A 25568-nucleotide genomic window follows, 5' to 3' on the forward strand; every position below is an offset into this window, starting at 1 on the left:
CCTGCGCCCGACACGCTTCGGCGCTCCCCTGCCAATTCCGGATATTTTTCACTGAATGACGTGATCTTGTCCAAAAGGCCAGTTATAACTTGTTGAAAAGACCAGCAAGAGCAGTCAGGGGACCAGATGTTTCGATTGATCAAGTGGCTGTTTTATCTGGCCATTCTGGGCTTCATCGCCCTGGTGGCCTATACCTATGTCGGACCGTTCTTCGGTGCCGATTTCTCGCCGCCACAAGACGAGATTCGTCAGGAAATCATTCTTGAAACGAACTAGCGCCGTCCTTTTTACCATTTTTCTCGGCACCGGCGGTTTCGCGCAGGAACCGCTTTCGGCGATCGAATGGCTCAACGACGCCAGCACGGCCACCGTGTCGCCTCTGCCAGGCGGCATATTGGGCGAACCCCCCGTTGCCGAAGAGATCGAGACACCCAGCGTTCAGGTCACAGCCCTTGACGCAACCCGCGCGGATGCGGTCGGATTGCTGCCCGGCCATGCCACCGGGCTTCCAGCCTCACTGTGGTACCGCAGCGCGGCGGCCAATCTGCAACGCCACTTCGAACGACTGTCGCCCGAGCCGCTGCCCGCAGTTCAGGCGCTCTACTATACGCTGCTGCTCGCCGAGGCGACCGCGCCCGATGATGTGGGTCAGGATGCGGTGTTCCTCACCGCGCGCCTGAACGCATTGCGACGGTTCGGCGCTGTCGAGCCCGCGCTCGCTCTCGTCGAGGCCGCCGGACCCTTGCAGGAGAGCCTCTTTGATCAATGGCTCGATCTCTCTCTGCTGAACGGACACGAGGACCGCGCCTGCGCCGCCCTTGCGCGCCAGCCGCATTTGACCAACAGCCTTGCATCAAGGATTTTCTGCACCGCAAGGGCGGGCGATTGGGGAACCGCGGCGCTGACATACGACTCGGCCATTGCTCTTGGCGATCTTGAACCCGCCGATCAGACCTTGCTTGCCCTCTTTCTTGATCCTGAGCTTGTCGAGACAAATCCCCCGCCTGCGGTTCCCGACAGCCTCACGCCGCTTCAGTTCCGGCTGTTCGAGGCAATCGGCGCCCCCCTGCCGACCCACAACCTTCCAAGGGTATTCGCCAATGCCGATCTGCGCGGGACGGCGGGCTGGAAAGCTGAACTCGAGGCAGCCGAGCGCCTTGCCCGCACCGGCGCCCTGCCCGCAACACAACTCTTCGGCCTTTATACCGCCCGCAAACCGGCCGCATCGGGCGGCGTATGGGACAGGGTGGCCGCGATCCAGGTGCTCGATGACGCTTTGAACCGCAATGATACAACCGCCCTGACCCGAATTCTGCCAAGAACCTGGACGGCGATGCAATCTCAGCGGCTCGAGGTGGCCTTTGCGGATCTGTTTGCGCCACGTCTCAAGGGGCTGGACCTGCCGGCTGAAATCGAAGATCTGGCGTTCCGGATCACCTTGTTGTCCGGCTCATATGAAACCGCTGCGGAACACCTGAGCACAGTGAATGCACAGCATCGTTTTCTTGCCGATCTGGCGACCGGCCAGCCGCAGGCTGCCCAGGCCACGACCGCACTGGAACAGGCAATCGCCTCGGGCTTTGCGGCAACCGAAGCCGCGGCAGCCCACAAGCCGCTTCTGGATCGTGCCCAACTCGGCGAGGCAATCCTGAGCGCCGCGGCACAACTCGATCAATCCTCCGGCGGCGGGCGCGAGGATATCTCGGCGGCGATCGCCACCCTGCGCACCGTCGGACTGGAAGAGACCGCGCGCCGGGCGGCGATTCAACTGCTGTTGCTCGGGGCGCGGGGATGAGCCGGGACCAGCATTGGATCGCACTCTTTCTCGAGGCGCAGGCCGCCGAACTGGGTGCCACCCATAACACACTCCTGGCCTATCAACGCGATCTGCGTGATTTTGTGAACTGGCTTCGGAATCAGGGGCTTGGTCTCGAAACCGCGACGCAGGACAATGTTGAATCCTATCTGGTGCATTGCGATGAACAGGGTCTGGCCCGCGCCACCCGCGCGCGCCGGCTATCCGCCGTGCGGCAACTCTACCGCTTCGCCTTTGACGAGCGCCTGCGCGCCGACAATCCCGCGATTCGCATCAAGGGGCCGGGACGGGCGCAACGCCTGCCCAAGACGCTGAGCGAAGACGAGGTTAACCGACTGTTGCAGGCGGCACAGCAACATGGCCGGACCGCAAAGGACCGCGTCCGCAACACCTGCCTGATGGCGCTGCTTTACGCGACGGGGATGCGGGTGAGCGAACTGGTATCGCTGCCGGTATCGGCAGCGCGGGGTGATCCGCAGATGCTGCTGATCAGGGGCAAGGGCGGCAAGGAACGCATGGTGCCACTCTCGCCGCCGGCGCGCGACTCTCTTGCCGCATGGCTGGCGCTGCGCGACAGAGACGAAGACCTGGCGCGCAGCAACGGCAAGGCCCCTTCGACATTCCTGTTTCCATCGACCAGCACCGGCGGATATCTCACACGACACGGATTCTACACGATTATCAAGGAACTGGCAGTCAACGCCGGTGTGTCGCCCGCCAAGGTCACTCCGCATACCCTGCGCCATGCCTTTGCCACGCATCTGCTGGCCAACGGCGCGGATCTGCGGGTGATCCAGACCTTGCTGGGCCACGCCGACCTGGCGACAACCGAGATATACACCCACGTGCTGGAGGGACGCTTGCAGGCCCTCGTCGAGGAACATCATCCGCTGGCCAAAGCAGCCCGGCGCAAACAGGCGACCGATGCCGCATCCGATGAGCCATGACAACCGTTCGATCCGCATCGGCAACCAGGCCTGCCGGGTTTGCAACCACCCCTTGAAGCACCCCCGCGCGCCCTGCATAACACCAAGAGGAAAAACCGAAAGCTGCGCCAATGGACCCCGAAACCGCCATCCTTGACCTGACCTTCTGGATCACGATCGGGGCCATCCTCGGGCTATTGGTCCTGTCCGCGTTCTTTTCCGGCAGCGAAACCGCGCTCACCGCCGCCTCGCGCGGCAAACTGCGCGCTCAGGCCGAAAAGGGAAGCAAGGGCGCCGGATTCGCCCTTAAGATAACCGAGGACAACGAACGGCTCATCGGTTCCGTTCTGCTGGGCAACAACCTCGTCAACATTCTTGCCGCCTCGCTGGCGACGGCCCTTTTCACGCGGATATTCGGCGAGAGCGGCGTGGCGCTGGCGACGCTGGTGATGACCCTTCTGGTGCTGGTCTTCGCCGAGGTTCTGCCCAAGACCTATGCCATCACCAATGCCGAATCCGCCGCCGCCCGAACAGCACCGATCATCCTTTTGGTTATAAAGGTTTTTTCACCGGTCGTATCGGCGGTCCGCCTGTTCGTGCGCGGCGTGCTGGCCCTCTTTGGTGTCAAGACCGACCCGGACATCCACATTCTCGCACTCAAGGAAGAAATCGCCGGCGCGCTCTACCTCGGGCAATCCGAGGGCGTGGTCGAAAAAGAGGATCGCGACCGCATACTTGGCGCGCTCGATCTGGGACAGCGGGCAGTCGAGGAAATAATGCTGCATCGCAGCCGGATCGAGATGATCGACGCAGAGGCCGATCCCGAAGCCATTCTTGCACAATGTCTCGAGAGCAACCACACCCGGTTGCCGCTCTATCGGGAAGATCCGGACAATATCATCGGCGTGGTGCATGCCAAGGATCTGTTGCGTGCAATGCACAAACTTGTCACCGGATCAAAAGAGGGTGCCAAGGCACTGAAAGATTTTGATGTTTGCAGCATTGCACGCAAGCCGTATTTCGTACCAGAAACGACCACGCTCGACGATCAGATGCGACAGTTCCTGCGCATGCGCAGTCATTTCGCCCTTGTGGTAGACGAATACGGCACGCTTGAGGGCCTGATCACGCTCGAGGACATCCTGGAGGAAATCGTCGGTGAAATCACCGATGAATTCGATCCGGACGGCGAATATACGATCCGCAAAAGTGAGGACAACCAATTCATCGTCGATGGCGCGATGACGATCCGCGATCTCAACCGCGCGACCGACTGGACCCTGCCGGATGACGCCGCGAACACGGTTGCGGGGCTCGTCATCCATGAGGCGCAGATGATTCCGGCGGTGGATCAGGTGTTCATCTTCCACGGCTTCCGGTTTCAGGTGCTCGCCCGCAAGGACAACCGGATCACCAAGCTCAAGGTTCGCAGACTGTGACCTGACCGCCGCCGTTCAGCGCCGCCTTGCGCCTGCGGGAAAGACGAAACAGCGGTCGCGCCGGATCATCAGCCAGAGCGGCTTGCCGGGTTTGGGCAGAAACACGTTCGGCACCGTCGCCTTGAGAACGGAACCGTCGTGATCCATGCGAAACTCGACCAGGCTTTCCGAGCCCATGAACCGCGCGCGCTCGACCACGCCGCGGGCGGGCGTGCCATCCTGCGACGTCGGGTTGGGTCCACGCCCGTTGCGGTCAAAGTCGATCTTGATGTGCTGCGGGCGGATGACGATCTCGACCTCCTGCCCGTCCGGCACGCCGGGGGCAAGAAAATGACCAAACGGCGTTTCTGTCAGCGCACCGCGCACCGTGCCGCGAATGACATTGATATCGGAAAAGAACGCCACCGCGCTGCGATCCACCGGCGCGTTGTAGATGTTGTAGGGCGCGCCCTGCTGCACGATGCGCCCGTCGCGCATCAGCGCGATCTCATCGGCCATGCGCATCGCCTCTTCGGGTTCATGCGTGACCAGCAGGATCGCGGTATCCTGTTCGCGCAGGATATCGAGCGTCTCGTCGCGGATACCGTCGCGCAGGCGGTTGTCGAGGCCGGAAAACGGCTCGTCCATCAGCATGATGCCGGGTCGGGGCGCAAGCGCACGGGCAAGCGCCACGCGCTGCTGCTCGCCACCAGACAACTCATGCGGATAGGCATTCAGGTAACGGCCCATCCCGACGCGCTCCAGCAATTCCACCACACGGGCGGATTTGGCGGTTCTGTCCCCCGACAGGCCGAAACCCACATTCTGCGCCACGCTGAGATGCGGGAACAGCGCAAAATCCTGAAACATCAGGCCGATATGCCGCCGCTCGGGCGGCACGCGAAAGACCGTGTCGCAGACCAGCCTGCCATCGACATAAATCTCGCCTGAATCCTGCATCTCGACGCCCGCGATCATCCGCAGCGTAGTGGATTTTCCACAACCCGAGGGGCCAAGCAGGCAGGTCACCTGCCCCGGCATCACACTGAGCGACACATCATCCACCACTAGGCGCCCGTCATAGCGCCGCGTGAGGTTCCTGATTTCCAGCCGGGGAGATTGCGTCTGCACCGGGGCCTCTTGTTCTATCCGATCAATTTGATCGGGTTTTTCCCTGTCGCAGATAGCAATCCTGCCCGCCCGGTGCAAGCCATCGGATAGTCCGGTGAAAATATGCCGACCCCGGCCCTTGGGGCGTATCACGCCACCCCGGCACGCCCAAGCACCGCGCGCGCCGCGCGCAGGCCCGGAGGGTCGCCGCCCTCGCCCAGACGCTGCATGGTCAGATCCATCGCCTGCCGCTGACAGTCAGGACGCCCCATGAGGTCGATGAGCGCAGGTGCAATGCGATCAGGGCGGCAATTTCGACCGATAAACTCCGGCACCGCGCGGCTGTCGCTGACGAGATTGACCAGCGTGAGCGTATCGACGCTCAGCAGCCGCGAGATGATCGCACGGCTGAGCCAGTTCATGTCATAGGCGATGATCATCGGGGTACGCGCCGCGGCCAGTTCCAGCGACACCGTGCCCGAGGCGGCAAGCGCCCAGTCGGCGGCGTGAAAGGCGCAGGCCTTGTCCAGCGCGAAATCCGGGCCGGATGGCGCCAGGATCAGCGGCTGTATGGCCCAGTCGCGCGTCAGATCGCGCACCAGGGGGGCGACATGCGCCGTTGTCGGCAGCACAAGGCGGATGCCGGGGCGCGCCGCTGCAATTCGGCTGGCCACTTCTCCGAATACCGGCGCAAGGCGCGTCACCTCGCCCCGGCGCGAGCCGGGCAAGACCAGCAGGAACGGTTGATCACCGAGCGCATGGCGGGCACGGAACTCCGCCTGCTGCTCCGCGCTCGGGTGCTGTTCGGCCACCACCGGGTGACCGACAAAATCGCATTCCATCCCCGCCGCCTGCATGTAGGGCGGCTCGAACGGCAACAGGGCAAGCACATGGTCGATCACGCGGGCCATTTTCTGCGCCCGCCCCGCCCGCCACGCCCAGACCGAGGGGGCAACATAATGCACGGTGCGGATGTCGTTCCGCGCGGCCTTGACGCGCCGCGCCACGCGCAGACAGAAATCGGGACTGTCGATGGTGATAAGCAGGTCAGGCGCGGTGTCGAGAACCGCCGCGACGGTCTGGTTCAGGCGGCGCTTGAGATGCGGATATCTGGGCAGGATTTCCGCAAGACCCATGACGCTGAGATCCTCCATCGGAAACAGGCTGCGCAGGCCCTCGGCCTGCATCAGGGGACCGCCAACACCGTGAAATTCCGGCGTGGCAAGCGATGCGAGCCCCGCCATCAGCGCCGCCCCCAGCTTGTCGCCCGACGCTTCGCCGGCGATGACAAAGACCTTCACGGATCCGCTCCGGGACGAACCCACAGAAACATGCCGCGCGCGGCGAGTGCCGCGCAGACATTCTCGGGTTCCAGCACCATCACGCCACCCGCCACGATCACGATGCCGTCCAGCCCGGCTTCGGCGGCGCGCATCGCTGTCTCGGGACCGATCAGCGGCATGTCTGCGCGCAGATCCTGCCCCGGCTTGGGCGCCTTGTAGAGCAGACCGCCCGCAGGCCGGTCGGGCCCGTTATCCGTGGCACTGAGCCAGTCGGCCACGCCGCCAACCGCCCGCTCCGCAATATCGAACGGATCGAGCGACCAGCCGTCATCTGCCCCCGGCCGGACAAGATCACCCAACATGGCGTCGGTGCCACGATCGTCCTCGCGCGCAATGATGCACCCCGCCCGCACCACCACCGCCTGCCCCAGATCCGCACGCCCCATTTCGGCGAGGACCGCCTCGGCCATTTCGATATCGGCGTCGATCCCGCCCGGCAGCGCACCGCTGAGCAACCCCGGCGCGGGCAACAGCTCCGGCGCAAGCTCCGCCGCGCCGACCACGGCGATACCCTGCTCTTCGACGATGGCGATGATCTCGCGCAGCGTGCCGTCATCGCCCCGCGCCAGTGCCGATTGCAGACGGGGAACGAGAGGCGCGGTGGCAAGGTCGATACGCGCGGCATCGACCGGCGGTCGACGCATGGCCCCGGCCATGCACAGCCGGCTCACCCCCCTGTCGCGCAACGTGTTCAACAGCGTGCCGAAGGTCTCCAGCCGAAAGCCGAGGCGCGGCAGATCGCCGGTGACCTCCGAGGGAAACTGCTCGACCTCGCACAAGAGCGGCACCTCGCCCCGCGCCAGCAGGCTGCGCACCAGATGCGGCGGCAACCCGCCCTGCCCAGCGATCAGCGCCAGCCCCATCCCTACCCCTGACCGGGCGTGAGATAGGAGCGATCGGAATGCGCGGTCACGAAATCGACGATCTGCCGGACATAATCGCTTTCGGTCTCCTCGCCCAGACGGCGGGCGCGATCCTGAAACGCGCCCTCGCCCTGCGCCAGCATCTGAAACGCAGCGCGCAGCGCGGTAATGTCGCTGCGCGACACGCCACGGCGCTTGAGCCCCACAAGGTTGAGACCGTCAAGCTGCCCGCGCGGCGCCTGCACCAGACCGTAGGGGATCACGTCGTTGGTGACCATCGTGACCGCGCCGATGATCGCCCCCTGCCCGATCCGCACCCATTGGTGAATACCCGACAGTCCGCCGATGATGACATCGTCCTCGACAATGCAATGCCCGGCCAGCGCGGCGTTGTTCACCACGATCACCCGGTTGCCGATCTGCACGTCATGCGCCACATGACAGCCCGCCATGAACAGACCGTCATCGCCCACACGGGTGATGCCGCCGCCCCCCTCGGTGCCGGTGTTCATCGTCACATGCTCTCGGATACGATTGCGAGCGCCGATCTCCAGAGATGTCTTCTCACCCCTGAACTTCAGATCCTGCGGCACCTCGCCGATACAGGCAAAGGGAAAGACGACCGTATCCTCGCCAACCTGCGTGTCGCCGGTCACGACCACATGCGACTTGAGCGTCACCCGCGCACCAAGCCGTACCTCGGGGCCGACATGGCAGAACGGGCCGATATGGCAACCCGCGCCGATCTGCGCGCCCGGCTCCACACAGGCCGAGGGATGGATGAGCGTCTCTGTCATGGCTCAGTCTTTCTGCAGGTCCATCATCGCGGTGAATTCGGCCTCGGCGGCCATCTCGCCGGCCACCTCGGCCACGCCCGCGAATTTCCAGACCTTTCCGCCGGGTTTGCCACGCAGCGTGCGCAGCTTCATTTCCAGAACGTCGCCGGGCAACACCATGCGGCGGAACTTGGCGTTCTCGATGGTCATGAAATAGACCAGCATGCCGCGATCCTCCATGCCAAGCGCCGTGCCGACCATGACCGCCGCGGTTTGCGCCATTGCCTCGATGATGGTCACGCCCGGCATGATCGGATGCCCCGGAAAATGACCCTGGAAATGCGGCTCGTTCATGGTGACATTCTTGATCCCACGAGCCGATTGATAGCCGTCGATATCCAGCACCTTGTCCACCAGCAAAAACGGGTAGCGATGCGGGATCAGCCGCTGGATCAGGTGGATGTCCGCAGATTTGAGCGGCTCGGTCATAGGCTATCCTTTCGCGTCGTCACCTGCATCGGTCCCTAGCAACAGCGCCCGGTCGAGGCAAGGCAGGCCATGTTCGGCTAATCTCCGGATACGGTCGGCTCTGCCGGATCCGGGGTCACGTCCTGTGCGCCAGAGAGGGGGGGACCGCTGCCGATCCGTTCATTGATCCGGGCAATCGCCAGATCCGACACATCGGCCACCTCCGAGCGCAGGAGCACGCTGCGCACATCCAGCATCACCACGGCTTCGGTCTCTTGCAGCAGCTCGGACAGAATCGGCTGAATGAGGCGCATGAACTGGATCGGTGCCATATCGCGGCGCCGCTCAAGCTCGCGCGCCATCCGCTCGGCGTCAAGGCGCAACTGCTCGACCTTCTGGTCAAAGGCATCGGCCATCTCGCGGAACTCGTCAGGCGGGATAGTCGCCCGTTTCTCTGTCAGAGCCAGTTCCTCGGCCTCCAGATCCTGCGCCACGCGGTCATTCTGCGCAATAAGACGGTCGCGCGCCGCCTGAAGCTCGGATTGCAGGCGCTGGCCATAGAGCGTCTCGGTCAACAACCGCTCGGGGTCGATCACCACCACGTCGCTCTGCACCACACCCATCTGCTGCGCGCTGATCGGTGTCGGTGATCCAAATGCCAGCAGCGCCGCCAGCCCGGTCAGAGCAAGCGCCACGCGCATGTCAGAAATCCGTTCTGACCGTCAGGTCGAACTGCTGCTCGAAATCGCCCGGCTCTTTCTGCAGCGCGTTGGAAAAATTCATGCGGATCGGGCCAAAGGGCGAGGACCAGAAGACCGAGAAACCGATCACATGGCGCGCCTTGAATCCGGTAGAGGCCAGCGGTCCGGTCGCCGCCGCCTGGTTGCCGATCCCCCAGATCGAACCCACATCATAAAAGGCACCGCCGGTGATTCCGTATTCATCCGGCAACCCGAGCGGAAACTCGGCCTCAAGCTTCAGCGCGGCAAAGTAATCACCACCCAACTGCTCATTACCTTCTGTCGGCCCCATGCCATTCACTTCGAACCCCCGAATGACCTGGCCACTAAAACGGTTGAGGAACCGGCTGTTCTGGCCACTCGAAAATTCGAACGCGCCGCCCTCAAGAATGGCGCGCAGCGTAACCTCTTCGTTCAGCACGGTGGTCTGACCGACAAGCCGGGCCGTCGTCTTGATGAACTCGTTGTCACCGCCAAGCCCGGCATATTCCTGGCCAAAGGACAACAGCACCCCGGCATTGGGATTGAGGCCGGTGCGGCGGGTGTCATAGCTGAACTCATAGCCGACCGAACTGGTCCAGAGCCCCCCCTGATTAACCTCGCTCTGCAGAATGCCCGAAGTGCCGTTGTAATCCGACATTTCCTCGTAGCTTGCATTGTAGAACACACCAAGGCGCGTGTTTTCGCCGGTCGGAAACGTCAGACTTGGCCGGAATGTACCGATAGCGGTGTCGAACAGGCTGTTATCATTGTCGGTTTCCCGAAACGCGAAATCGAGACCAAAGGCAACATCGCGCCCCAGAAAGGCCGGTTCGACAAATCCGAGATTGTAATTGATCGTGTCACCCGTTGCGAGAATCTGTGCGGTCAGTTGCTGGCCGCGACCGATGAAATTGCGCTCGCTGAACCCCAGTTGAATGCCCAGTCCCGCATTGGTGGAAAAACTGGCCCCGACAGAGACGGTGCCGGTTGTGGTTTCCTCCACGTCGGTCTCGATGACAACCTGATCGGGCCGCGAACCTTCGCGGGCATTCACGTCCACATCCTTGAAATAGCGCAGGGCGCGAATCCGGTCTGCGGCCTGACGGATCGCGCGTGGATTGAACGGGTCTCCTTCGACAACGTCGAACTGACGCCGGATCACCCGGTCGAGCGTGGTGGTGTTGCCTTCGATGTCGATGCGCTCGACAAAGACACGCGGGCCGCGTTGCAGCACGAATTCCACGTCAAGCGTTAGATCGCGGTCGTTGCGGGTGATACGCGGCTCGACCCGCAGGAAATCGACGCCGTTCCTGATCCCGAGCCGTTCCATCCGCGCGATGGAATTCTCCACCAGCGTCGGCGAATAGATCACGCCGGGGCGAATTTTCAGGGTGCTGTGATAGTCCTCGGCCTCGACCCCGTTCATCTCGCTGACGGTGGTGATCTCGCCAAAACGGAATTGCTGCCCTTCCTGAACGTTGAAGGTGACGAAATAGGCATCGCGCTCCCGCGCCAGCTCGGCGTTGGTTCCGGTCACGCGAAAATCGACATAGCCACGCGAATTGTAGAAATCGGTCAGAACCTGACGATCGAAATTGATCCGGTCCTCGACAAAGGTATCGCGCTCGATCAGCGCCCGCAAAAGCCCGGTCTGCTTGCTCTCGATCACCCGGCGCAGGCGGCGGTCGGAATAGGCGCGGTTGCCGACAAAGCCGATGCGCTGCACCTCGATCTTGCGGCCCTCGAATATCTCGAAGATCAGATCGACCCGGTTGTCGCTGCGGCGGATCACCTTGGGTGTCACGCGCGCCGCGATACGCCCGTTCTGCACATAAGCCTCGGCAATCGTTCCGGCATCCCGCTCGGCCTGAGAGGGGCTGAAGACCTGACGCACCTTGCTCTGGATGAAACCTTGCAGATCCTCGTCCTTGATCCTGTTGTTCCCTTCGAACGCGATCCGGTTGATGGTGGGAAACTCGATCACCCGGATCAGCAGGGTATTGCCCTGCGGCACCAGCTCCACCTGCTCGAATAGACCCGAGGCCAGGATTTTCTGATAGGCATCGTTCAATTCGCCAGCCGATATGGTGGTGTTGCGCTCAATGCCTGCAAAGTTGAGGATCGTCGCCGGTTCGATCCGCTGGTTGCCCTCGATCACGACCGACGAAAAATTGTAGGACTGCGCCGTTGCGGGCGTGACCGCCCCCAGCAGGATGAACGCCAGAAGCATCACGGCGACTGTGCCGGACAGGGTTTTCACAAAGCAGGAGAGCAAGGGGCGCGAAGGCCCGTCAACGTTATCGTGATTCATTATTCAAACCCGGTCAGACATGCAGATGCAGTTGTCACTACCGCGTCTGTCTGGGCTTGTCAAAACGCGAGTTACCGCAATACCCGGCGGGGTTCAGATGGTGCCGAGATAGCTCACCGCAGCGAGCGCCAGCCCGAGCGTCATCAGGAAAAGCAGCAGATCGGTGTTGATCTCGATCAGCACTCTCAGCCCGCGATATCCGTTTTTCAACTGTTCCATGGCGCTGCCGTGTCTCTTGGATCTTTGCGACTGCTTAACTTTTGCCCCCGAATTTTGACAATATACCGAACGAAACGTGACAGAATTTGGGCAAATACCCATTCACTTTCCTTCAAGTACTCAATTTCCCGGCCTCACCCCACCGCGCTACGCGCCGCCATGAAACGTGCAAGCCGCGCCAGACCTTCCTCGATATCCGCCGTGGCGCGGGCATAGGAAAACCGCAGCGTGCCGGCACCGCGCGCAGGGTCGAAATCGAGACCGGGGGTCACCGCCACGCCTGCATGTTCAAGGATTTCGGCGGCAAGCGCGCGGCTGTCACTGGTCAGGTGACGCACATCGGCATAGATATAGAATGCCCCGTCCGGCGGCGCGATCCGGTCAAAGCCTGCGCGTGGCAAACCGTCGAGCATGAGTGCGCGGTTACGTCGGTAAACCGCCATGTTGGCCTCCAGTTCCGGCGCGCAGTCCATCGCGGTCAGGGCGGCAATCTGACTGGCATGAGGCGGGCAGATAAAGAGATTCTGCGCCAGCCGCTCGACGCTGCGCACATGATCCTCGGGCACCACCATCCAGCCGATACGCCAGCCGGTCATCGAGAAATACTTGGAAAACGAATTGATGACATAGCAGTCATCGCTGATCTCGAGCGCGCTCACCGCCTTGGCCTCATATTCGATACCGTGATAAATCTCGTCGCTGATGAAACTGGCCCCCTGCTCTGCCGTTGCGTCAATCAGACGGGCGAGCGCTGTGCGGTCGAGCATCGTGCCGGTCGGATTCGCCGGGCTCGCCACCAGAAGCCCGCGCAGATCGCGGCCCGAAAGATCGGAGGCGACCGGTTGCAGGCGGTTTTCCGCCGCAGTTTCGATATCGACGGGCACCAGATCGAGCGCCCGCAGGATCTGGCGATAACTGGGATAGCCGGGGGCGCCGATGCCCACACGGTCCCCCGCATCGAACAGCGCCGTAAAGGCCAGAATGAACGCCCCCGACGACCCCGGCGTGATCACCACCCGGTCGGGATTGAGATCAAGCCCGTACCACTCTGCATATAGCCGGGCGATGCGACTGCGCAGTTCCGGCAGGCCAAGTGCCACGGTGTAACCCATGGCGTCAGTGCCCAGGGCGCGACCGAGCGCATCGCGCGCGCCCCGTGGCGCGGGCGTGCCCGGCTGGCCAACCTCCATGTGGATGATGTGGCGGCCTGCCGCCTCGGCGCGGCGGGCCGCCTCCATCACATCCATCACGATGAAAGGGTCAACCTTGGACCGGGCCGAGTTTCGCATTACATTCCTCTCAAGTTTAAAGACATCAGACTAATGACCGTGGCGACGGTTTCACTGGGAAAGGTAGCGCGCGTCAATGCAACTTGTTCGTTTTCTCGCCATTTCGCTGGTCCTGAGCCTGCTGGCGGCGGCTCCGGCCCGGGCGCTGACGCTGCTGCGCGATCCCGACATCGAGCACGCCCTGGGCGAACTGGCCGCTCCCATTCTCAAGGCTGCGGGGCTTAGCCCCGCACGGGTGGGTATTCTGGTGATCGACGATGCCGGGATGAACGCCTTTGTCGTCGATGCCGATACGATCTTCATCCATTCCGGCCTGATCCTGCGCATGCAGACCCCGGCCATGCTGCAATCGGTCATCGCGCATGAGGCCGCGCATATAGCCAATGGCCACCTGATGCGCCGCCCGATCAATGCCCGCAATGCCCGCACCGCCGCCGGCATCGGCAGCGCCCTTGCCGCTGCCGCCGGGATCGCCGCCGGCAGCGGCGAATTCGCCGCCGGGGCGGCGGCGGGGATACAGGGAGCCGCGCTGCGCAGTTTCTTTGCCCATACCCGCGCCGAGGAAAACGCCGCCGATTCGAGCGGCATGCGCTTCATGGCCGCCGCCGGGGTCGATCTGCGCGGCGCGGTCGAGGTGATGGAGATTTTCCGCGGACAAGAGGCGCTTTCGGTCACCCGGCAGGACGCCTATGCGCGCACGCACCCGCTATCGCGCGATCGTTTCCGGCGCATCCAGCAACTGGCAGAGGCGCAGGGCGCCACCGTCCGGCCCGATCCGCAGGCAGAGTATTGGTTCGCCCGCGCCAAGGGCAAGCTCTCGGCGTTCCTGCGCTCGCCGAAATGGACCCTCACACGGGCCGGGGAATCGGGCCACGAGGATATCAGACTGATGCGGCAGGCCATCGCCTATCACCGGCAGGCCGATCTGAAACGCGCCATGGCGGCAATCGACGGCGCCGTCGCGCGCCGTCCCGAAGATCCCTATCTGCACGAGTTGCGCGGCCAGATCCTGATGGAGGGCCGCCAGATCAAACCTGCGGTGGCCGCCTATGCCCGGGCAACCAATCTCGCGCCCGGCAATGCGCTCATTCTGGGCTCTTACGGGCGTTCCCTGCTGGCCGACGGGCAGGTTGCCAAGGCGCAGGAGTTTCTGGAACGCTCGCGCAGCCAGGACGGGCGCGATTCGCGCATTCTGCGCGATCTGGCGGTCGCTTACGCCAAACAGGGCAACAACGGCATGGCTTCGGTCCTGACCGCCGAGAGATATGCGATGGCAGGACGCCTGAAAGATGCTAAGATCCACGCCGAACGCGCGACAGCGCTGCTGCCGCGCGGCTCTGCCGCCTGGCAGCGGGCACAGGACGTGCTTGCCGCTGCCGAAGCCGACGAAAAACGGAGATAGTGAACCTGATGATACGTCCTCTTCTGACCGCCTCTGCACTCGGCTTCGGCCTGGGCATGGCCCTGCCCGGCCACGCCCTCGATCTTGAGAGCCTGAGCGCCAGCGAACGCACGCTCCTGCACGCCGAGATCCGCGCCTACCTGCTGGAAAACCCAGAGGTCATCATGGAAGCGGTCGCAGTGCTCGAACAGCGGCAGGCAGCCAATCAGGCGCAGGCGGATGTCGATCTGGTGCGCGTCAATGCCGAGGCCCTCTTCAACGACGAACGCGATTGGGTGGGCGGCAACCCGGAGGGCGATATCACTCTTGTCGAGTTCATGGATTACCGCTGCGGCTTCTGCCGCCGCGCGCATGACGAGGTGACGGGGCTGCTGGCGGCGGATGGCAATATCCGTTTTGTCGTCAAGGAGTTCCCGATTCTGGGCGAGGAGTCGGTGCTGGCCTCACGCTTTGCCCTTGCCACGCGGCAGGTCGCGGGGGATGACGCCTACAAGGCCGTGCATGACGCACTGATGACCTATAACGGCACAATGAACGAGGTGGGATTCACGCGCCTGGCCGATACGCTGGGGCTTGACGCCAACGTGATCCTGGCCGCGATGGACAGCGAGGCCGTGACACAGGTGATTGCGGCCAATCACGCGCTCGCCCAGCGGATGCAGATCAATGGCACGCCATCCTTCGTGATGGGCGACCAGATGCTGCGGGGTTATCTGCCGCAGGATGCGATGCAGCAGATCGCCGATGAGATACGTTCGCAGTAAAACACCGTGCCTTCGCTCAGCCCCACCACGGCCCGTGATATGTGCCCGACTGCCCCAGACGCTCGAAACCGTGCCGCCCGAATATGTCGCGCTGCGCCTGAATGATATTGGCGCTGCCATGACCTAGACGCATCGTGTCATACCACGCCAGACCCGCCGATAACGCAGGCACCGGATGGCCGCCATGCACGGCGGCGCAGACCACCTGCCGCAAGGCGGGCAGACAGCCCGCAAGAGTTCGCGCAAATCCCGGCGCAAGGATCAGTTCGCCCTGCGGCAGGTCGCCCTGATACGCGGTCGCTATGTCATCCAGCAGCGCAGAGCGGATGATGCAGCCCGCCCGCCAGATGCGCGCGATCGCCGCGAAATCGAGAGACCAGCCAAAGTCTTCAGAGGCCGCGGCCAGGACACGGAACCCCTGCGCATAACACAGGATGCGCGCCGCCAGAAAGGCCTCGGCCAGCGCCTGCGTGCTGCCGTCAAAGGCGCCCACCGCCCCTCCCAGTATGGTCTCGGCAGCCTGGCGCGTGTCCTTCTCGGACGACCAGCCGCGCGCCCCCACGGCGGCCTCGATCATGCTGGCGGATTGCCCCAGGCGCAGCGCCTCGATCACGGTCCATCGCCCGGTGCCCTTTTGCCCGGCGGCATCCTTGATCACGTCGACCATGGGATGGCCGGTGTCGGGATCGGTATAGGTCAGCAATTGGGCGGTGATCTCGACCAGATAGGATTTGAGCGGCCCCCTGTCCCACTCCGCGAACAGCGCCGCGATCTCGGCGGGGGCCATGGCGGCGCCATTGCGCAACAGGCTGTAGATCTCGGCGATCACCTGCATGTCGGCATATTCGATCCCGTTATGCACGGTCTTGACGAAATGGCCCGCCCCGTCAGGCCCCAGGTGCGCCACGCAGGGCACGCCCTCATAGTCGGCGGCAATGGCGGTCAGGATGGGGCGCAACTGCTGCCAGCTGTGATCGCTGCCGCCCAGCATCATCGAGGGGCCATGCCGTGCCCCCGCCTCGCCACCAGAGACCCCCAGACCGACGAAATGCAGGCCTAGCCCGGCCAGTTGCGCGGCGCGGCGGCGGGTATCGTGGAAATCGGCATTGCCGCCGTCGATCACCGTATCGCCGGGGCTGAGCAGCGGGGTGATCTCGGCCAGCATGGCGTCAATCGGCGCGCCGGAGGGGATCATGAACAGGATCACCCGCGGCGTCTTCAGGCTGCCGACGAATTCCGATAGCGCCTCATGCGGATGCAGCCGCACCGCCAGATCGCCCGCTTCTTTCACGAAGACCGCGATCCAGTCGGTCTCGCGGTTGGTCACGGCCACGTCAAAGCCATGCTCCGCCATGTTGAGCGCCAGCGCGCTACCCATGGTGCCCAGACCGTAAACGCCAATCTGCGCCTGCCCCATGCGCCCTCCTGCTATCGCTAACGTCCTTGCGTCAGGCTAAGCGCTTTGGCGCAGGGATTGCAAGCAGCGCCCCGCTCAAACGCCCAGACACCAGCGCAGGATCGCCTTTTGCGCGTGCAGGCGGTTTTCGGCCTCGTCAAAGATCACCGAGGCGGGGCCGTCCATTACCTCCGACGTCACCTCCTCGCCGCGATGCGCAGGCAGGCAATGCATGAACAGCGCATCGGGGTTGGCGGCCTGCATGAGCCGCTCGTTGACCTGATAGCCGCGCAGCATGTTGTGGCGGCGCTCTTTGGTGGACTGGCTGTCATGCATGCTGACCCAGGTATCCGTCACCACCAGATCGGCCCCCTCAACGGCCTTGAGCGGATCACGCTCGATGGTGATCGTGCTGCCCGCCTTGCGCGCCAGACCGATGAATTCCCCCTCGGGATCAAGCTGCATCGGCCCGGTAAAGGTCAGATCAAAACCGAACTGCCCGGCCGCATGCAGAAACGACGCACAGACATTGTTGCCGTCGCCGGACCAGACCACCTTCTTGCCCCTGATCGGGCCGCGATGCTCCTCGTAGGTCATGATATCGGCCATGATCTGACAGGGATGGGTGCGGTCGGTCAGGCCGTTGATGACCGGCACATCCGCATGTTCCGCCATTTCCAGCAGGACGGATTCGTCAAAGGTGCGGATCATGATCAGATCGACATAGCGGCTCATCACGCGCGCCGTGTCGGCGATGGTCTCGCCATGGCCAAGCTGCATGTCCGCCCCCGAGAGCACCATCGTCTGCCCGCCCATCTGCCGCACGCCCACGTCGAACGAGACGCGGGTGCGCGTCGAGGGCTTCTCGAATATCAGAGCCACCATGCGACCTGCGAGCGGCAGATCGTCATCCGGCGTGCCGCGCGGACGGCCCGCGCGCGCGTCCTTCATCGTGCGGGCATTGTCGATGATCCGCCGCAGCTCTTTGGCGGGGGTCTTGTGGATGTCAAGGAAATGGGTCATGTCCGTGTCGCCTCGTTTTGATCGGTGAACCGGGGGCCGACCCCCGGACCCGGAATAATCGGAGCCAATGGAAATCAGGCGGTTTCAAGCTGTGTGGCGGCGGCATCAAGGCGGTTGACAGCCTCTGATATCTCGTCGTCGGTGATCGTCAGCGGCGGCAGCAGGCGAACCACGTTGTCGGCGGCGGGCACGATGGCGACCAGCGCATCATAACCTGCCTGCACCACATCGGCGTTGAGCGCCCTGCATTTCAGACCCAGCATCAGACCGATGCCGCGCACCTCCTCGAAAATCTCCGGATGACCGGCCACCAGCCCTTCGAGCCGCTGACGCAGCAGCCCCGCCTTGCGCGAGACTTCGGCGAGGAATTCGGCATTGGCGATCTGCTCCATCACCGCGCAGCCCACGGCGCAGCCCAGCGGATTGCCGCCATAGGTGGATCCATGCGTGCCCGCGGTCATGGCCGAGGCCGCGTGTTCCGTGGCCAGCACCGCACCCAGAGGAAAGCCGCCACCGATCCCCTTGGCCACCATCATGATATCCGGGGCAATCCCGGCCCATTCATGGGCAAACAGCCGCCCCGTCCGCCCCATGCCGCATTGCACCTCGTCGAGGATCAGCAACATGCCGCGCTCATCGCAGAGCGCACGCAGACCCTTGAGGCATTGATCGGGCAGCGGGCGGATACCGCCCTCGCCCTGCACCGGCTCGATCAGGATGGCGGCGGTATTGTCGTCAATGGCCGCATGCAGCGCATCATGATCGCCCCAGGGCACATGCCTGAAACCGGGCAGCAGGGGGCCAAAACCCTTGGTCATCTTCTCGGACCCCGCCGCGGCGATGCCCGCCGAGGAACGCCCGTGAAACGAACCCTCGAAGGCGATGATATCCGTGCGTTCAGGCTGCCCCGCGTCGTGAAAATGCCTGCGCACCATCTTGACCGCCAGTTCACAGGCCTCGGTGCCCGAATTGGTGAAAAACACCGTATCGGCAAAGGTCGCCGCGACCAGCCGGTCGGCAAGTTCCTGTTGCCGGGGAATCTGATAGAGATTGGATGTGTGCCACAGCGCGCCCGCCTGCTCGGTCAGCGCCGCGACCAGCGCCGGATGCGCATGCCCCAGAGCGTTGACCGCAATCCCCGCCCCCAGATCGAGAAAGCGTCGCCCGTCCGCCTCGATCAGCCAGCTCCCTTCACCTTTGACAAAACTGAGAGGGGCACGATTATAGGTGGGCAGGATCGAGGGGATCATGACGGTTTCCTTGTCAAACAGGCCCTTTGAGTGCCGTAAGGCCGCGGGCAAGTCAATGATATGAGAGGGATTTGGCGCAGACGCGCCGGGATCACAGGCAGCGGTACGTCAGGCGCGAAGGCGTCGGCGTCGGGTCGTGGAATATGAAACACCAGTGATCATGGCCGCGCTTTAGCCGGTTTTGCCCGAGAGGGGAAGCGGAATATGCAAGACCGGCGCCGGCTCCATCTGCACCCGCGCAGCGCCCAGCCTGGGATGCAGGTGCCGCGCCAGATGCCAGCACCCCCAGAGCGCCGCGCCCGCGACCGCGAAAACGCCCGGCAACGGGGCCACCAACAGCACAAGCCAGGCGGCACCCGGCGTCAGGATGCCCGAAACGTCGCGGAAACTGGCATAGACCGCCGACATCTCGGTGCGCTCGGCAGGTCTGACCGCCATCAGAAAGGGCAGGCCCGCAGAGACATCCAGAAGCACCAGAAAGACCGAGGCAAGCGCCAGACAGGCCACCGCCACCCAGGGCAGACCGCCAAGAACCGCCCCAAGGACAAAGAGCGCGCCCGAGAGCAGAAATCCCGTGCGCACCGCATGCCGGATCGAGTGCTGCTGCATCCAGCGCAACATCAGCGGCGTCACGAACAGCATCCCGTTGGAGACCGACAACAGCATCCCCCCCAGATCCTCGCCCAGCCCCCGCTCGACCGCAAAGATCGGCAGATAGACCACATAGACCCACCAGCCGCAGGAGCGGATCACCGCAAAAGTCCATCCCGCCACCAGCCGCGGCTGCGCGAAGAACCGCGGCAGCCATGCCAAAGGATTGGGCGCCGGGCGGCGCGCGCGGGTGATCAGCCGGCCATTGCCAAGACGCATGTAAAGAAAGAGCGCCATCATCGCGAGCGCCGCACCGCCCGCGATCAGGAACGGCAGCGGCCGCCACATCGCCAGAAGCGTCACGCCCAGAAATGGCCCAACCGTCCAGCCCAGGGCACTGTAGAACATGCGCGATGTCTCGCATTGGCCCAACTCCGTCTTGGCGATGTAGTCGAGCACATAGGCGTTGAAACACACAAAGACGGTGACCGTGGCCGAGGTGATCAGCGCAAGCGCCGCGATCATCGCCGGCGCGCCGCCCTGCGCACCCAGGATCGCACCGCAGGCGAACATCGCGCAGCCGGTGACATAGATCCAGCGCCGCGGCAGGAAGCGGCTGACAAAGGGCACCATCAGCCCGACGATCAGCGACAGCAGACCGACAAGAAAATAGACCTCCGAGACGGTGCTGGCGTCCCTGAGCGCGCGGTACATCTCGAGCGGCATCACCGAAATGAGAATGCCGCGCGCCATCGCCTCGGTTCCGGCCAGCATGGCAAAGCCGCGCACCGAGGGTGCGGGCGCATGGCGCAGCCATTCGGGAATACGACGTTGATGCATGCTCTCTCTCGTCCGTCTTTTCGCAGGCTTTTCGCAACGCTGATCACGGATCGCAGCGGCGCGATTGGCAAACGACGACATCCTGTCGTTTTTGGATCGCCTCCCACGAAATTTTGTCGATCGGTGGGGGACGTTTCCGGCTTGCAGCTCCGCTTGCCACGCGGCAATTCTGGCCGCGATGTTCACGCCACGCCCCCATAACCCGGTCCTTGCGGCCCTGCTCACGCTGCTGGCGGCGGCGCTTCTGGCAGGCACGACGCTTCTGGCCAAGGCGCTCGGCACCGGGGCGCTCGGACAGCCGATGCACCCGCTTCAGATCAGCCACGGGCGGTTTCTCTTTGCGCTCATGGCAATCGGGCTGGTCTCGGTCATTGTGCGGCCGCGCTGGACCCGACCGGATCTTGCCACCCATGTCGGCCGGTCCTGTCTCGGCTGGGGCGGGGTCACGCTGATGTTTGCCGCCGCAGCCTTCATTCCGCTGTCGGACGCGACCGCCATCAGCTTTCTCAATCCGGTGTTCGGGATGATTCTCGCCGTGCCGCTCCTGGGCGAGCGGGTCGGTCCGGTGCGCTGGGGCGCGGCGGGCATCGCGCTCGTCGGTGCCGCGATCCTGACCCGGCCCGGCGGCGGGGTGGTCGAGGCCGGCGCGCTTCTGGCGCTTGGCGCGGCGGTCTGCCTGGGGGCGGAACTGATCTTCATCAAGCGCCTGTCGGGGCGCGAGGGCCCCTGGCAGATCCTGCTCATCAACAATGCCGTGGGCCTCGTCATCGCAAGCCTCGCCGCAGTCTGGGTCTGGATCGCGCCCTCTGCCGCGCAATGGGCGGCATTGCTGGGCATCGGCCTGCTGATGGCGCTGGCGCAGACCTGTTTCGTCAACGCCATGGCACGTGGCGATGCAAGCTTTGTCGCACCATTCTTCTACACGGCGCTGGTCTTTGCCGCGCTCTATGACGGGCTGGTATTCGGCGTCCGGCCCGATGCTGTCTCGGTGATCGGTGCGGCGGTCATCCTGTGCGGCGCTGGCCTTCTGGCGTGGCGCGAGGGGCGCAGGCGTCAGACCCCGGCCCCGGTGCCGCCCGCGTGACGCAACGCTACCTTTGACAAATCAACCCGGCTTTTCGCAAATCATCGGCGAGGGAGGACACCATGCCGCTGAGCATTCTTCTGCCGATGGTCGTGACCGGCATCGCGGGAATCGTGGTGCTGTTGCACCTCCTGGGCCTGTCGCGCACCGCAACGCTGACCGATGAAGCGGCGGCAGAGCGCGCATGGCTGCGCGAGTTCCCCGACGACCGCCCCACCCGCATCATCCTCTGCCAGAACAGAACCGCCGCGCTGATCGAAACCGAGAAGGGGCGCGGTCTTGTCTGGCCGATGGGCGCCGATACCACCGCGCGCTACCTGCGCGGGGCGCGGATCACCCGCACCGCGACCGGGCTGTGCATCGCCCTGCCCGATTACACCGCCCCGCGCATTCGCCTGCATCTTGCCGCGCAAGAGGCCGATCAATGGCCCGATTATCTCAAGGAGCCCGCATGACCGACATGATCAGCTTTCCCGACGTGGTGAACTGGGCGGTGCCGTTCTTCATCGCGGCGGTCCTCGCGGAACTTCTCTGGATCGTGATCCGGGGGCGCGGCGGACGGTACGAGACACGCGACGCGCTCACCTCGCTGATGCTGGGGGCGGGCAATGTGGCCGAGGGCATCCTGCTCGGTTTCATTGCCTATGGGTTCTTCATGGTGCTGTGGGAAATAACGCCGCTCGATCTGGGCACATCGCTCTGGGTGATCGCGCTCTGCTTCGTGCTGGACGATCTGCGCTATTACTGGGTGCACAGGTTCGGCCACCGCATCCGCTGGGTCTGGGCCAGCCACGTCAATCACCACTCCTCGCAGCACTACAACCTGACCACCGCGCTGCGCCAGACATGGACCGGCACCTTCACCTTCATGATGATCGTGCGTGCGCCGCTGATCCTTCTGGGGTTTCACCCCGCCATGGTGCTCTTTGTCGGCGGGCTGAACCTGATCTATCAGTTCTGGATCCACACCGAGGCGATCGGACGCATGCCCCGCTGGTTCGAGGCGGTGATGAACACGCCAAGCCATCACCGGGTGCATCACGGGCGCAACCCGCGCTATCTGGATTGCAACTATGCCGGGGTCTTCATCGTCTGGGACAAGCTTTTTGGCACCTTCGTGCCTGAACTGGATGAGGAAAAGGTCGATTACGGGCTGGTGCACAACCTGGGCACGTTCAACCCCATCCGGGTGGCTTTTCACGAATGGGTGGGGATTTTCCGGGACGCCACGCAACCGGGGCTGACATGGCGCGAACGGCTGAACTACTGCGTCATGCCACCGGGCTGGAGCCATGACAACAGCCGCGGCACGTCCGAGACGATCAAGGCGCGCTACGTGGACGCGCATCCCGAACTGGCCGGCACGCCGGGGCTGCCGCCGCGTCCTGCACTGGGCCCGGACTGACAGTCACCACCGGCCTGTCGCGGCGCGCCACATCAGCATCAGACGACTGCGCGCCGCTGAAATCCCCAGCGTGCCCTCAGCCACGGCACGCGGATGGCGGCGGGCCTGTCGCAGGACCGGCCCCGCCTCCCAGAGGGTCAGCAACGCCGGACGCGCGGCAGACGAAACCCCCGACCTGTGCGCACGGGCGCGCGCCAGCCGCCCCAGACCATCAGCGGCCAGCGCCTGCACCGCCGCGGCGCGACCGTCCGGCAGAGGCCTGCGCCCGGCCGCCTCCAGCGCCGGAATGGCGCGAAACCAGTTGGCAAGCCCCAGGGCATATCCGGCATCCCGGATCACCTCCGCCTCCGCCGGGCCCAGCGCCCGCGCCGCCACCTGCATCAGATTGACCGACGTGGCCTCGATATAGCGGTTGAAATCCGCCTCATCGGCAAACGGATCACGGGCGATATCCCATCGCCGCGCCTCGATCAGATCGTCGAGCAACGCCGCCCCCCGCGCATCGAGCACCCGCGCCAGCGGCGTTGCCACCTCATGGCGGCGCACCGAACCACCCGCGCGGATTTCGCCCAGCACATCGCGCCACCATTGCAGGCGCATCTCGGCGATCATCGGCTCTGCCGTGACCCACGGCGCGCGCGCCACCTCGACATTGAACGCATAGATCGGAAACAGCATCGCCCGCGCCGCCACCGGCGCCGCCATCACCGCCTGAAATCGCGGCGGATCGGCCCGGCGCACGATCTCAGCGCAGGCGATCACGTCATCGGTCAGCACGCAGCAGCTTCCAGTTGATCGCATCCAGCAGCGCCTCGAACGAGGCATCCACGATGTTCGGGCTGACCCCCAGCGTGGACCAGCGGCGGCCCTGCCCGTCCTCTGAATCGATGATCACGCGGGTCGCGGCCTCGGTGCCGCCCTGGGTGATGCGCACCTTGAAATCCACCAGCCGCATATCGGCGATCTGCTCCTGATAGGGGCCGAGATCCTTGGCCAGCGCCTTGGCCAGCGCGTTGACCGGCCCCCGGTCGCAACCCGCCTCGTCCATCGACTCGCTGACCGACAGCTTCTTTTCGCCATCGACCTTGACCACGACAACCGCCTCCGACAGGCTGACCATCCGGTCATACTTGTTCTTGCGCCGCTCGACGGTGACCTTGTAGCGCTTGACCTCGAAGAAATCGGGCATCTGCCCCAGTTCCTTGCGCGCGAGCAACTCGAAACTCGCCTGCGCGCTGTCATAGGTATAGCCCTGCTCCTCGCGCGCCTTGATCGTTTCAAGCAGCCGCGCCAGCGCCGGATCGTCCGGTTTCACCACGATCCCGGCCTCGCTCAGCCGCTGGCGCAGGTTGGATTGCCCGGCCTGGTTGGACATCGGAATGATGCGCTGATTGCCGACCGTCGCGGGATCGACATGCTCGTAGGTGCTGGGATCCTTGAGGATCGCGCTGGCGTGCAGCCCGGCCTTGTGCGCGAATGCCGAAGCCCCGACATAGGCCGCCTGCCTGAGCGGCACACGGTTGAGGATTTCATCCAGCTGGCGGCTGATCGCCGTCAACCCGTGCAAGGCCTCCGGCGTCACATCTGTCTCATAACGGCTGGCATAGGGCTCTTTCAGCAGCAAGGTCGGAATGAGCGTGGTCAGGTTGGCATTCCCGCAGCGCTCGCCCAGACCGTTCAGCGTGCCCTGCACCTGCCGCACCCCCGCATCCACCGCCGCCAGGCTGCCCGCAACCGCAAGGCCCATGTCGTCATGCGTATGGATGCCCAGCCGCTCGCCCGGAATACCCGCCGCGATCACCTCGGCCACGATCCGCCCGATCCCGGAGGGCAACGTGCCGCCATTGGTGTCGCACAGCACGATCCAGCGCGCGCCCGCGTCATGCGCCGCCCGCAGACACTCCAGCGCATAGCCGGGATTGGCCCGGTAGCCGTCAAAGAAATGCTCGGCGTCGAACAGCGCCTCGCGCCCCTGCCCCGCCACATGGGCGATGGAGCGCGCGATGTTGTCGGTATTCTCCTCAAGACCGATCCCGAGCGCGGCGGTGACGTGGAAATCGTGGGTCTTGCCCACAAGGCACACCGCCTTGGTGCCCGCGTTCAGCACCGCCGCCAGCACCTCGTCATTCTCCGCCGAGCGGCCCGCCCGCTTGGTCATGCCAAAGGCGGTCATGGCGGCGCGCGTCGCGGGCACAGCCTCGAAAAACGCGCTGTCTGTGGGGTTGGCCCCCGGCCAGCCACCCTCGATATGATCCACCCCCAAACGGTCGAGCGCCTGCGCGATCTGGATTTTCTCGGGCGTGGAAAAACTGACGCCCTGCGTCTGCTGCCCGTCTCGCAGCGTGGTGTCGTAGAGCCAGAGGCGTTCCCTAGCCATCACAGGCCACCCCCCTGCTTCTTCTTGGCGAAAATACCCCGGGGAGCGTGAGGGGCAGGCCCCTCACTCCGCCGCGCGCCACGGGCGGTGTCGCGGCATCCCTTGGACTCCGCCCGCAACTCGCCCGCGCGGAATCAAGGCGCGGTACGCGCCGCCGCGCAGCGCCCGACCGCCC

At 64.2% G+C, this 25568-nt stretch carries 24 protein-coding genes; 9 read left to right on the forward strand and 15 right to left on the reverse strand.

All coding sequences use genetic code 11. From position 1 onward, the window contains the following. The first annotated feature begins 126 nt into the window (after window positions 1-126). The 4 genes from BSG08_RS19425 (at window position 127) to BSG08_RS05760 (ending at window position 4181) form a co-directional block, all read left to right on the forward strand. Complete coding sequence (locus BSG08_RS19425) at window positions 127-276, forward strand: hypothetical protein (protein ID WP_175544704.1); 150 nt, start codon at window positions 127-129, stop codon at window positions 274-276. Beyond that, complete coding sequence (locus BSG08_RS05750) at window positions 263-1795, forward strand: hypothetical protein (RefSeq protein WP_245770606.1); 1533 nt, start codon at window positions 263-265, stop codon at window positions 1793-1795. The genes BSG08_RS19425 and BSG08_RS05750 overlap by 14 nt, the downstream gene beginning before the upstream one ends. Continuing rightward, entirely contained in the window at window positions 1792-2763 is a 972-nt protein-coding gene (locus BSG08_RS05755) for a site-specific tyrosine recombinase XerD (protein WP_093033493.1), read from the forward strand. The genes BSG08_RS05750 and BSG08_RS05755 overlap by 4 nt, the downstream gene beginning before the upstream one ends. Before the next feature lie 110 nt (window positions 2764-2873). Then, window positions 2874-4181 carry an HlyC/CorC family transporter gene (locus BSG08_RS05760; protein ID WP_093033496.1) on the forward strand — a complete coding sequence of 436 codons (1308 nt, stop codon included), beginning with the start codon at window positions 2874-2876 and terminating at the stop codon, window positions 4179-4181. A gap of 15 nt (window positions 4182-4196) precedes the next feature. Here the strand turns inward: BSG08_RS05760 and BSG08_RS05765 are convergent, their stop codons facing one another. From BSG08_RS05765 to BSG08_RS05800, 9 genes are all read right to left on the reverse strand, one after another. Further along, window positions 4197-5291, reverse strand: coding sequence for an ABC transporter ATP-binding protein (locus tag BSG08_RS05765; protein WP_093033499.1), 1095 nt, complete (start codon window positions 5289-5291; stop codon window positions 4197-4199). Window positions 5292-5419: 128 nt separating this feature from the next. Beyond that, on the reverse strand, window positions 5420-6571 hold the full coding sequence (gene lpxB / locus BSG08_RS05770) for a lipid-A-disaccharide synthase (protein ID WP_093033502.1): 1152 nt from the start codon (window positions 6569-6571) through the stop codon (window positions 5420-5422). Then, complete coding sequence (locus BSG08_RS05775; protein ID WP_093033505.1) at window positions 6568-7476, reverse strand: LpxI family protein; 909 nt, start codon at window positions 7474-7476, stop codon at window positions 6568-6570. Before BSG08_RS05775 ends, lpxB begins: the two co-directional genes overlap by 4 nt. A 2-nt stretch (window positions 7477-7478) precedes the next feature. After that, complete coding sequence (gene lpxA / locus BSG08_RS05780) at window positions 7479-8273, reverse strand: acyl-ACP--UDP-N-acetylglucosamine O-acyltransferase (protein WP_093033508.1); 795 nt, start codon at window positions 8271-8273, stop codon at window positions 7479-7481. Window positions 8274-8276: 3 nt separating this feature from the next. Beyond that, window positions 8277-8741, reverse strand: coding sequence for a 3-hydroxyacyl-ACP dehydratase FabZ (gene fabZ / locus BSG08_RS05785; RefSeq protein WP_093033511.1), 465 nt, complete (start codon window positions 8739-8741; stop codon window positions 8277-8279). Between the two features lie 77 nt (window positions 8742-8818). Next, entirely contained in the window at window positions 8819-9421 is a 603-nt protein-coding gene (locus BSG08_RS05790; RefSeq protein WP_093033514.1) for an OmpH/Skp family outer membrane protein, read from the reverse strand. A 1-nt stretch (window position 9422) separates the two neighbouring features. Continuing rightward, complete coding sequence (bamA, locus tag BSG08_RS05795) at window positions 9423-11672, reverse strand: outer membrane protein assembly factor BamA (RefSeq protein ID WP_245770617.1); 2250 nt, start codon at window positions 11670-11672, stop codon at window positions 9423-9425. A gap of 174 nt (window positions 11673-11846) precedes the next feature. Continuing rightward, window positions 11847-11972, reverse strand: a complete 126-nt coding sequence (locus BSG08_RS19795; protein WP_281248258.1) for a hypothetical protein — start codon at window positions 11970-11972, stop codon at window positions 11847-11849. Between the two features lie 134 nt (window positions 11973-12106). Next, window positions 12107-13261 (reverse strand): pyridoxal phosphate-dependent aminotransferase, encoded by a 1155-nt coding sequence (locus BSG08_RS05800; protein WP_093033520.1) that lies wholly within the window; start codon window positions 13259-13261, stop codon window positions 12107-12109. A gap of 76 nt (window positions 13262-13337) precedes the next feature. Here BSG08_RS05800 and BSG08_RS05805 point away from each other — a divergent pair, with 76 nt between their 5' ends. Continuing rightward, window positions 13338-14663: a M48 family metalloprotease gene (locus tag BSG08_RS05805; RefSeq protein ID WP_093033523.1), complete on the forward strand. Its 1326-nt coding sequence runs from the start codon at window positions 13338-13340 to the stop codon at window positions 14661-14663. 8 nt (window positions 14664-14671) lie between these two features. Continuing rightward, window positions 14672-15427, forward strand: coding sequence for a DsbA family protein (locus tag BSG08_RS05810; RefSeq protein ID WP_093034258.1), 756 nt, complete (start codon window positions 14672-14674; stop codon window positions 15425-15427). A gap of 16 nt (window positions 15428-15443) precedes the next feature. Here the strand turns inward: BSG08_RS05810 and gndA are convergent, their stop codons facing one another. The 4 genes from gndA to BSG08_RS05830 all read right to left on the reverse strand — a co-directional run bounded on the left by gndA (window position 15444) and on the right by BSG08_RS05830 (window position 20527). Next, window positions 15444-16844, reverse strand: a complete 1401-nt coding sequence (gene gndA, locus BSG08_RS05815; protein WP_093033525.1) for an NADP-dependent phosphogluconate dehydrogenase — start codon at window positions 16842-16844, stop codon at window positions 15444-15446. Window positions 16845-16919: 75 nt separating this feature from the next. Next, entirely contained in the window at window positions 16920-17846 is a 927-nt protein-coding gene (gene argF / locus BSG08_RS05820) for an ornithine carbamoyltransferase (RefSeq protein ID WP_093033528.1), read from the reverse strand. Window positions 17847-17920: 74 nt separating this feature from the next. After that, the gene (locus BSG08_RS05825) at window positions 17921-19096 is read right to left on the reverse strand and encodes an aspartate aminotransferase family protein (protein ID WP_093033531.1); all 1176 of its coding nucleotides are present in this window, start codon (window positions 19094-19096) and stop codon (window positions 17921-17923) included. A 171-nt stretch (window positions 19097-19267) separates the two neighbouring features. After that, window positions 19268-20527, reverse strand: coding sequence for an MFS transporter (locus BSG08_RS05830; RefSeq protein ID WP_093033534.1), 1260 nt, complete (start codon window positions 20525-20527; stop codon window positions 19268-19270). A 178-nt stretch (window positions 20528-20705) separates the two neighbouring features. On the opposite strand from BSG08_RS05830, the gene BSG08_RS05835 reads away from it, so the two are divergent. The 3 genes from BSG08_RS05835 to BSG08_RS05845 all read left to right on the forward strand — a co-directional run bounded on the left by BSG08_RS05835 (window position 20706) and on the right by BSG08_RS05845 (window position 23016). After that, window positions 20706-21611: a DMT family transporter gene (locus BSG08_RS05835; RefSeq protein ID WP_093033537.1), complete on the forward strand. Its 906-nt coding sequence runs from the start codon at window positions 20706-20708 to the stop codon at window positions 21609-21611. Window positions 21612-21673: 62 nt separating this feature from the next. Further along, on the forward strand, window positions 21674-22066 hold the full coding sequence (locus BSG08_RS05840) for a hypothetical protein (protein ID WP_093033540.1): 393 nt from the start codon (window positions 21674-21676) through the stop codon (window positions 22064-22066). Next, window positions 22063-23016 carry a sterol desaturase family protein gene (locus tag BSG08_RS05845; RefSeq protein ID WP_093033543.1) on the forward strand — a complete coding sequence of 318 codons (954 nt, stop codon included), beginning with the start codon at window positions 22063-22065 and terminating at the stop codon, window positions 23014-23016. Before BSG08_RS05840 ends, BSG08_RS05845 begins: the two co-directional genes overlap by 4 nt. Before the next feature lie 3 nt (window positions 23017-23019). Here BSG08_RS05845 and BSG08_RS05850 read toward each other — a convergent pair whose 3' ends face one another. Beyond that, complete coding sequence (locus BSG08_RS05850; protein ID WP_093033545.1) at window positions 23020-23817, reverse strand: squalene/phytoene synthase family protein; 798 nt, start codon at window positions 23815-23817, stop codon at window positions 23020-23022. Beyond that, on the reverse strand, window positions 23780-25393 hold the full coding sequence (cimA, locus tag BSG08_RS05855) for a citramalate synthase (RefSeq protein WP_093033548.1): 1614 nt from the start codon (window positions 25391-25393) through the stop codon (window positions 23780-23782). Before cimA ends, BSG08_RS05850 begins: the two co-directional genes overlap by 38 nt. Between the last annotated feature and the right edge of the window lie 175 nt (window positions 25394-25568).

It is taken from the genome of Roseovarius azorensis (assembly GCF_900109455.1).
Lineage (GTDB): Bacteria > Pseudomonadota > Alphaproteobacteria > Rhodobacterales > Rhodobacteraceae > Roseovarius > Roseovarius azorensis.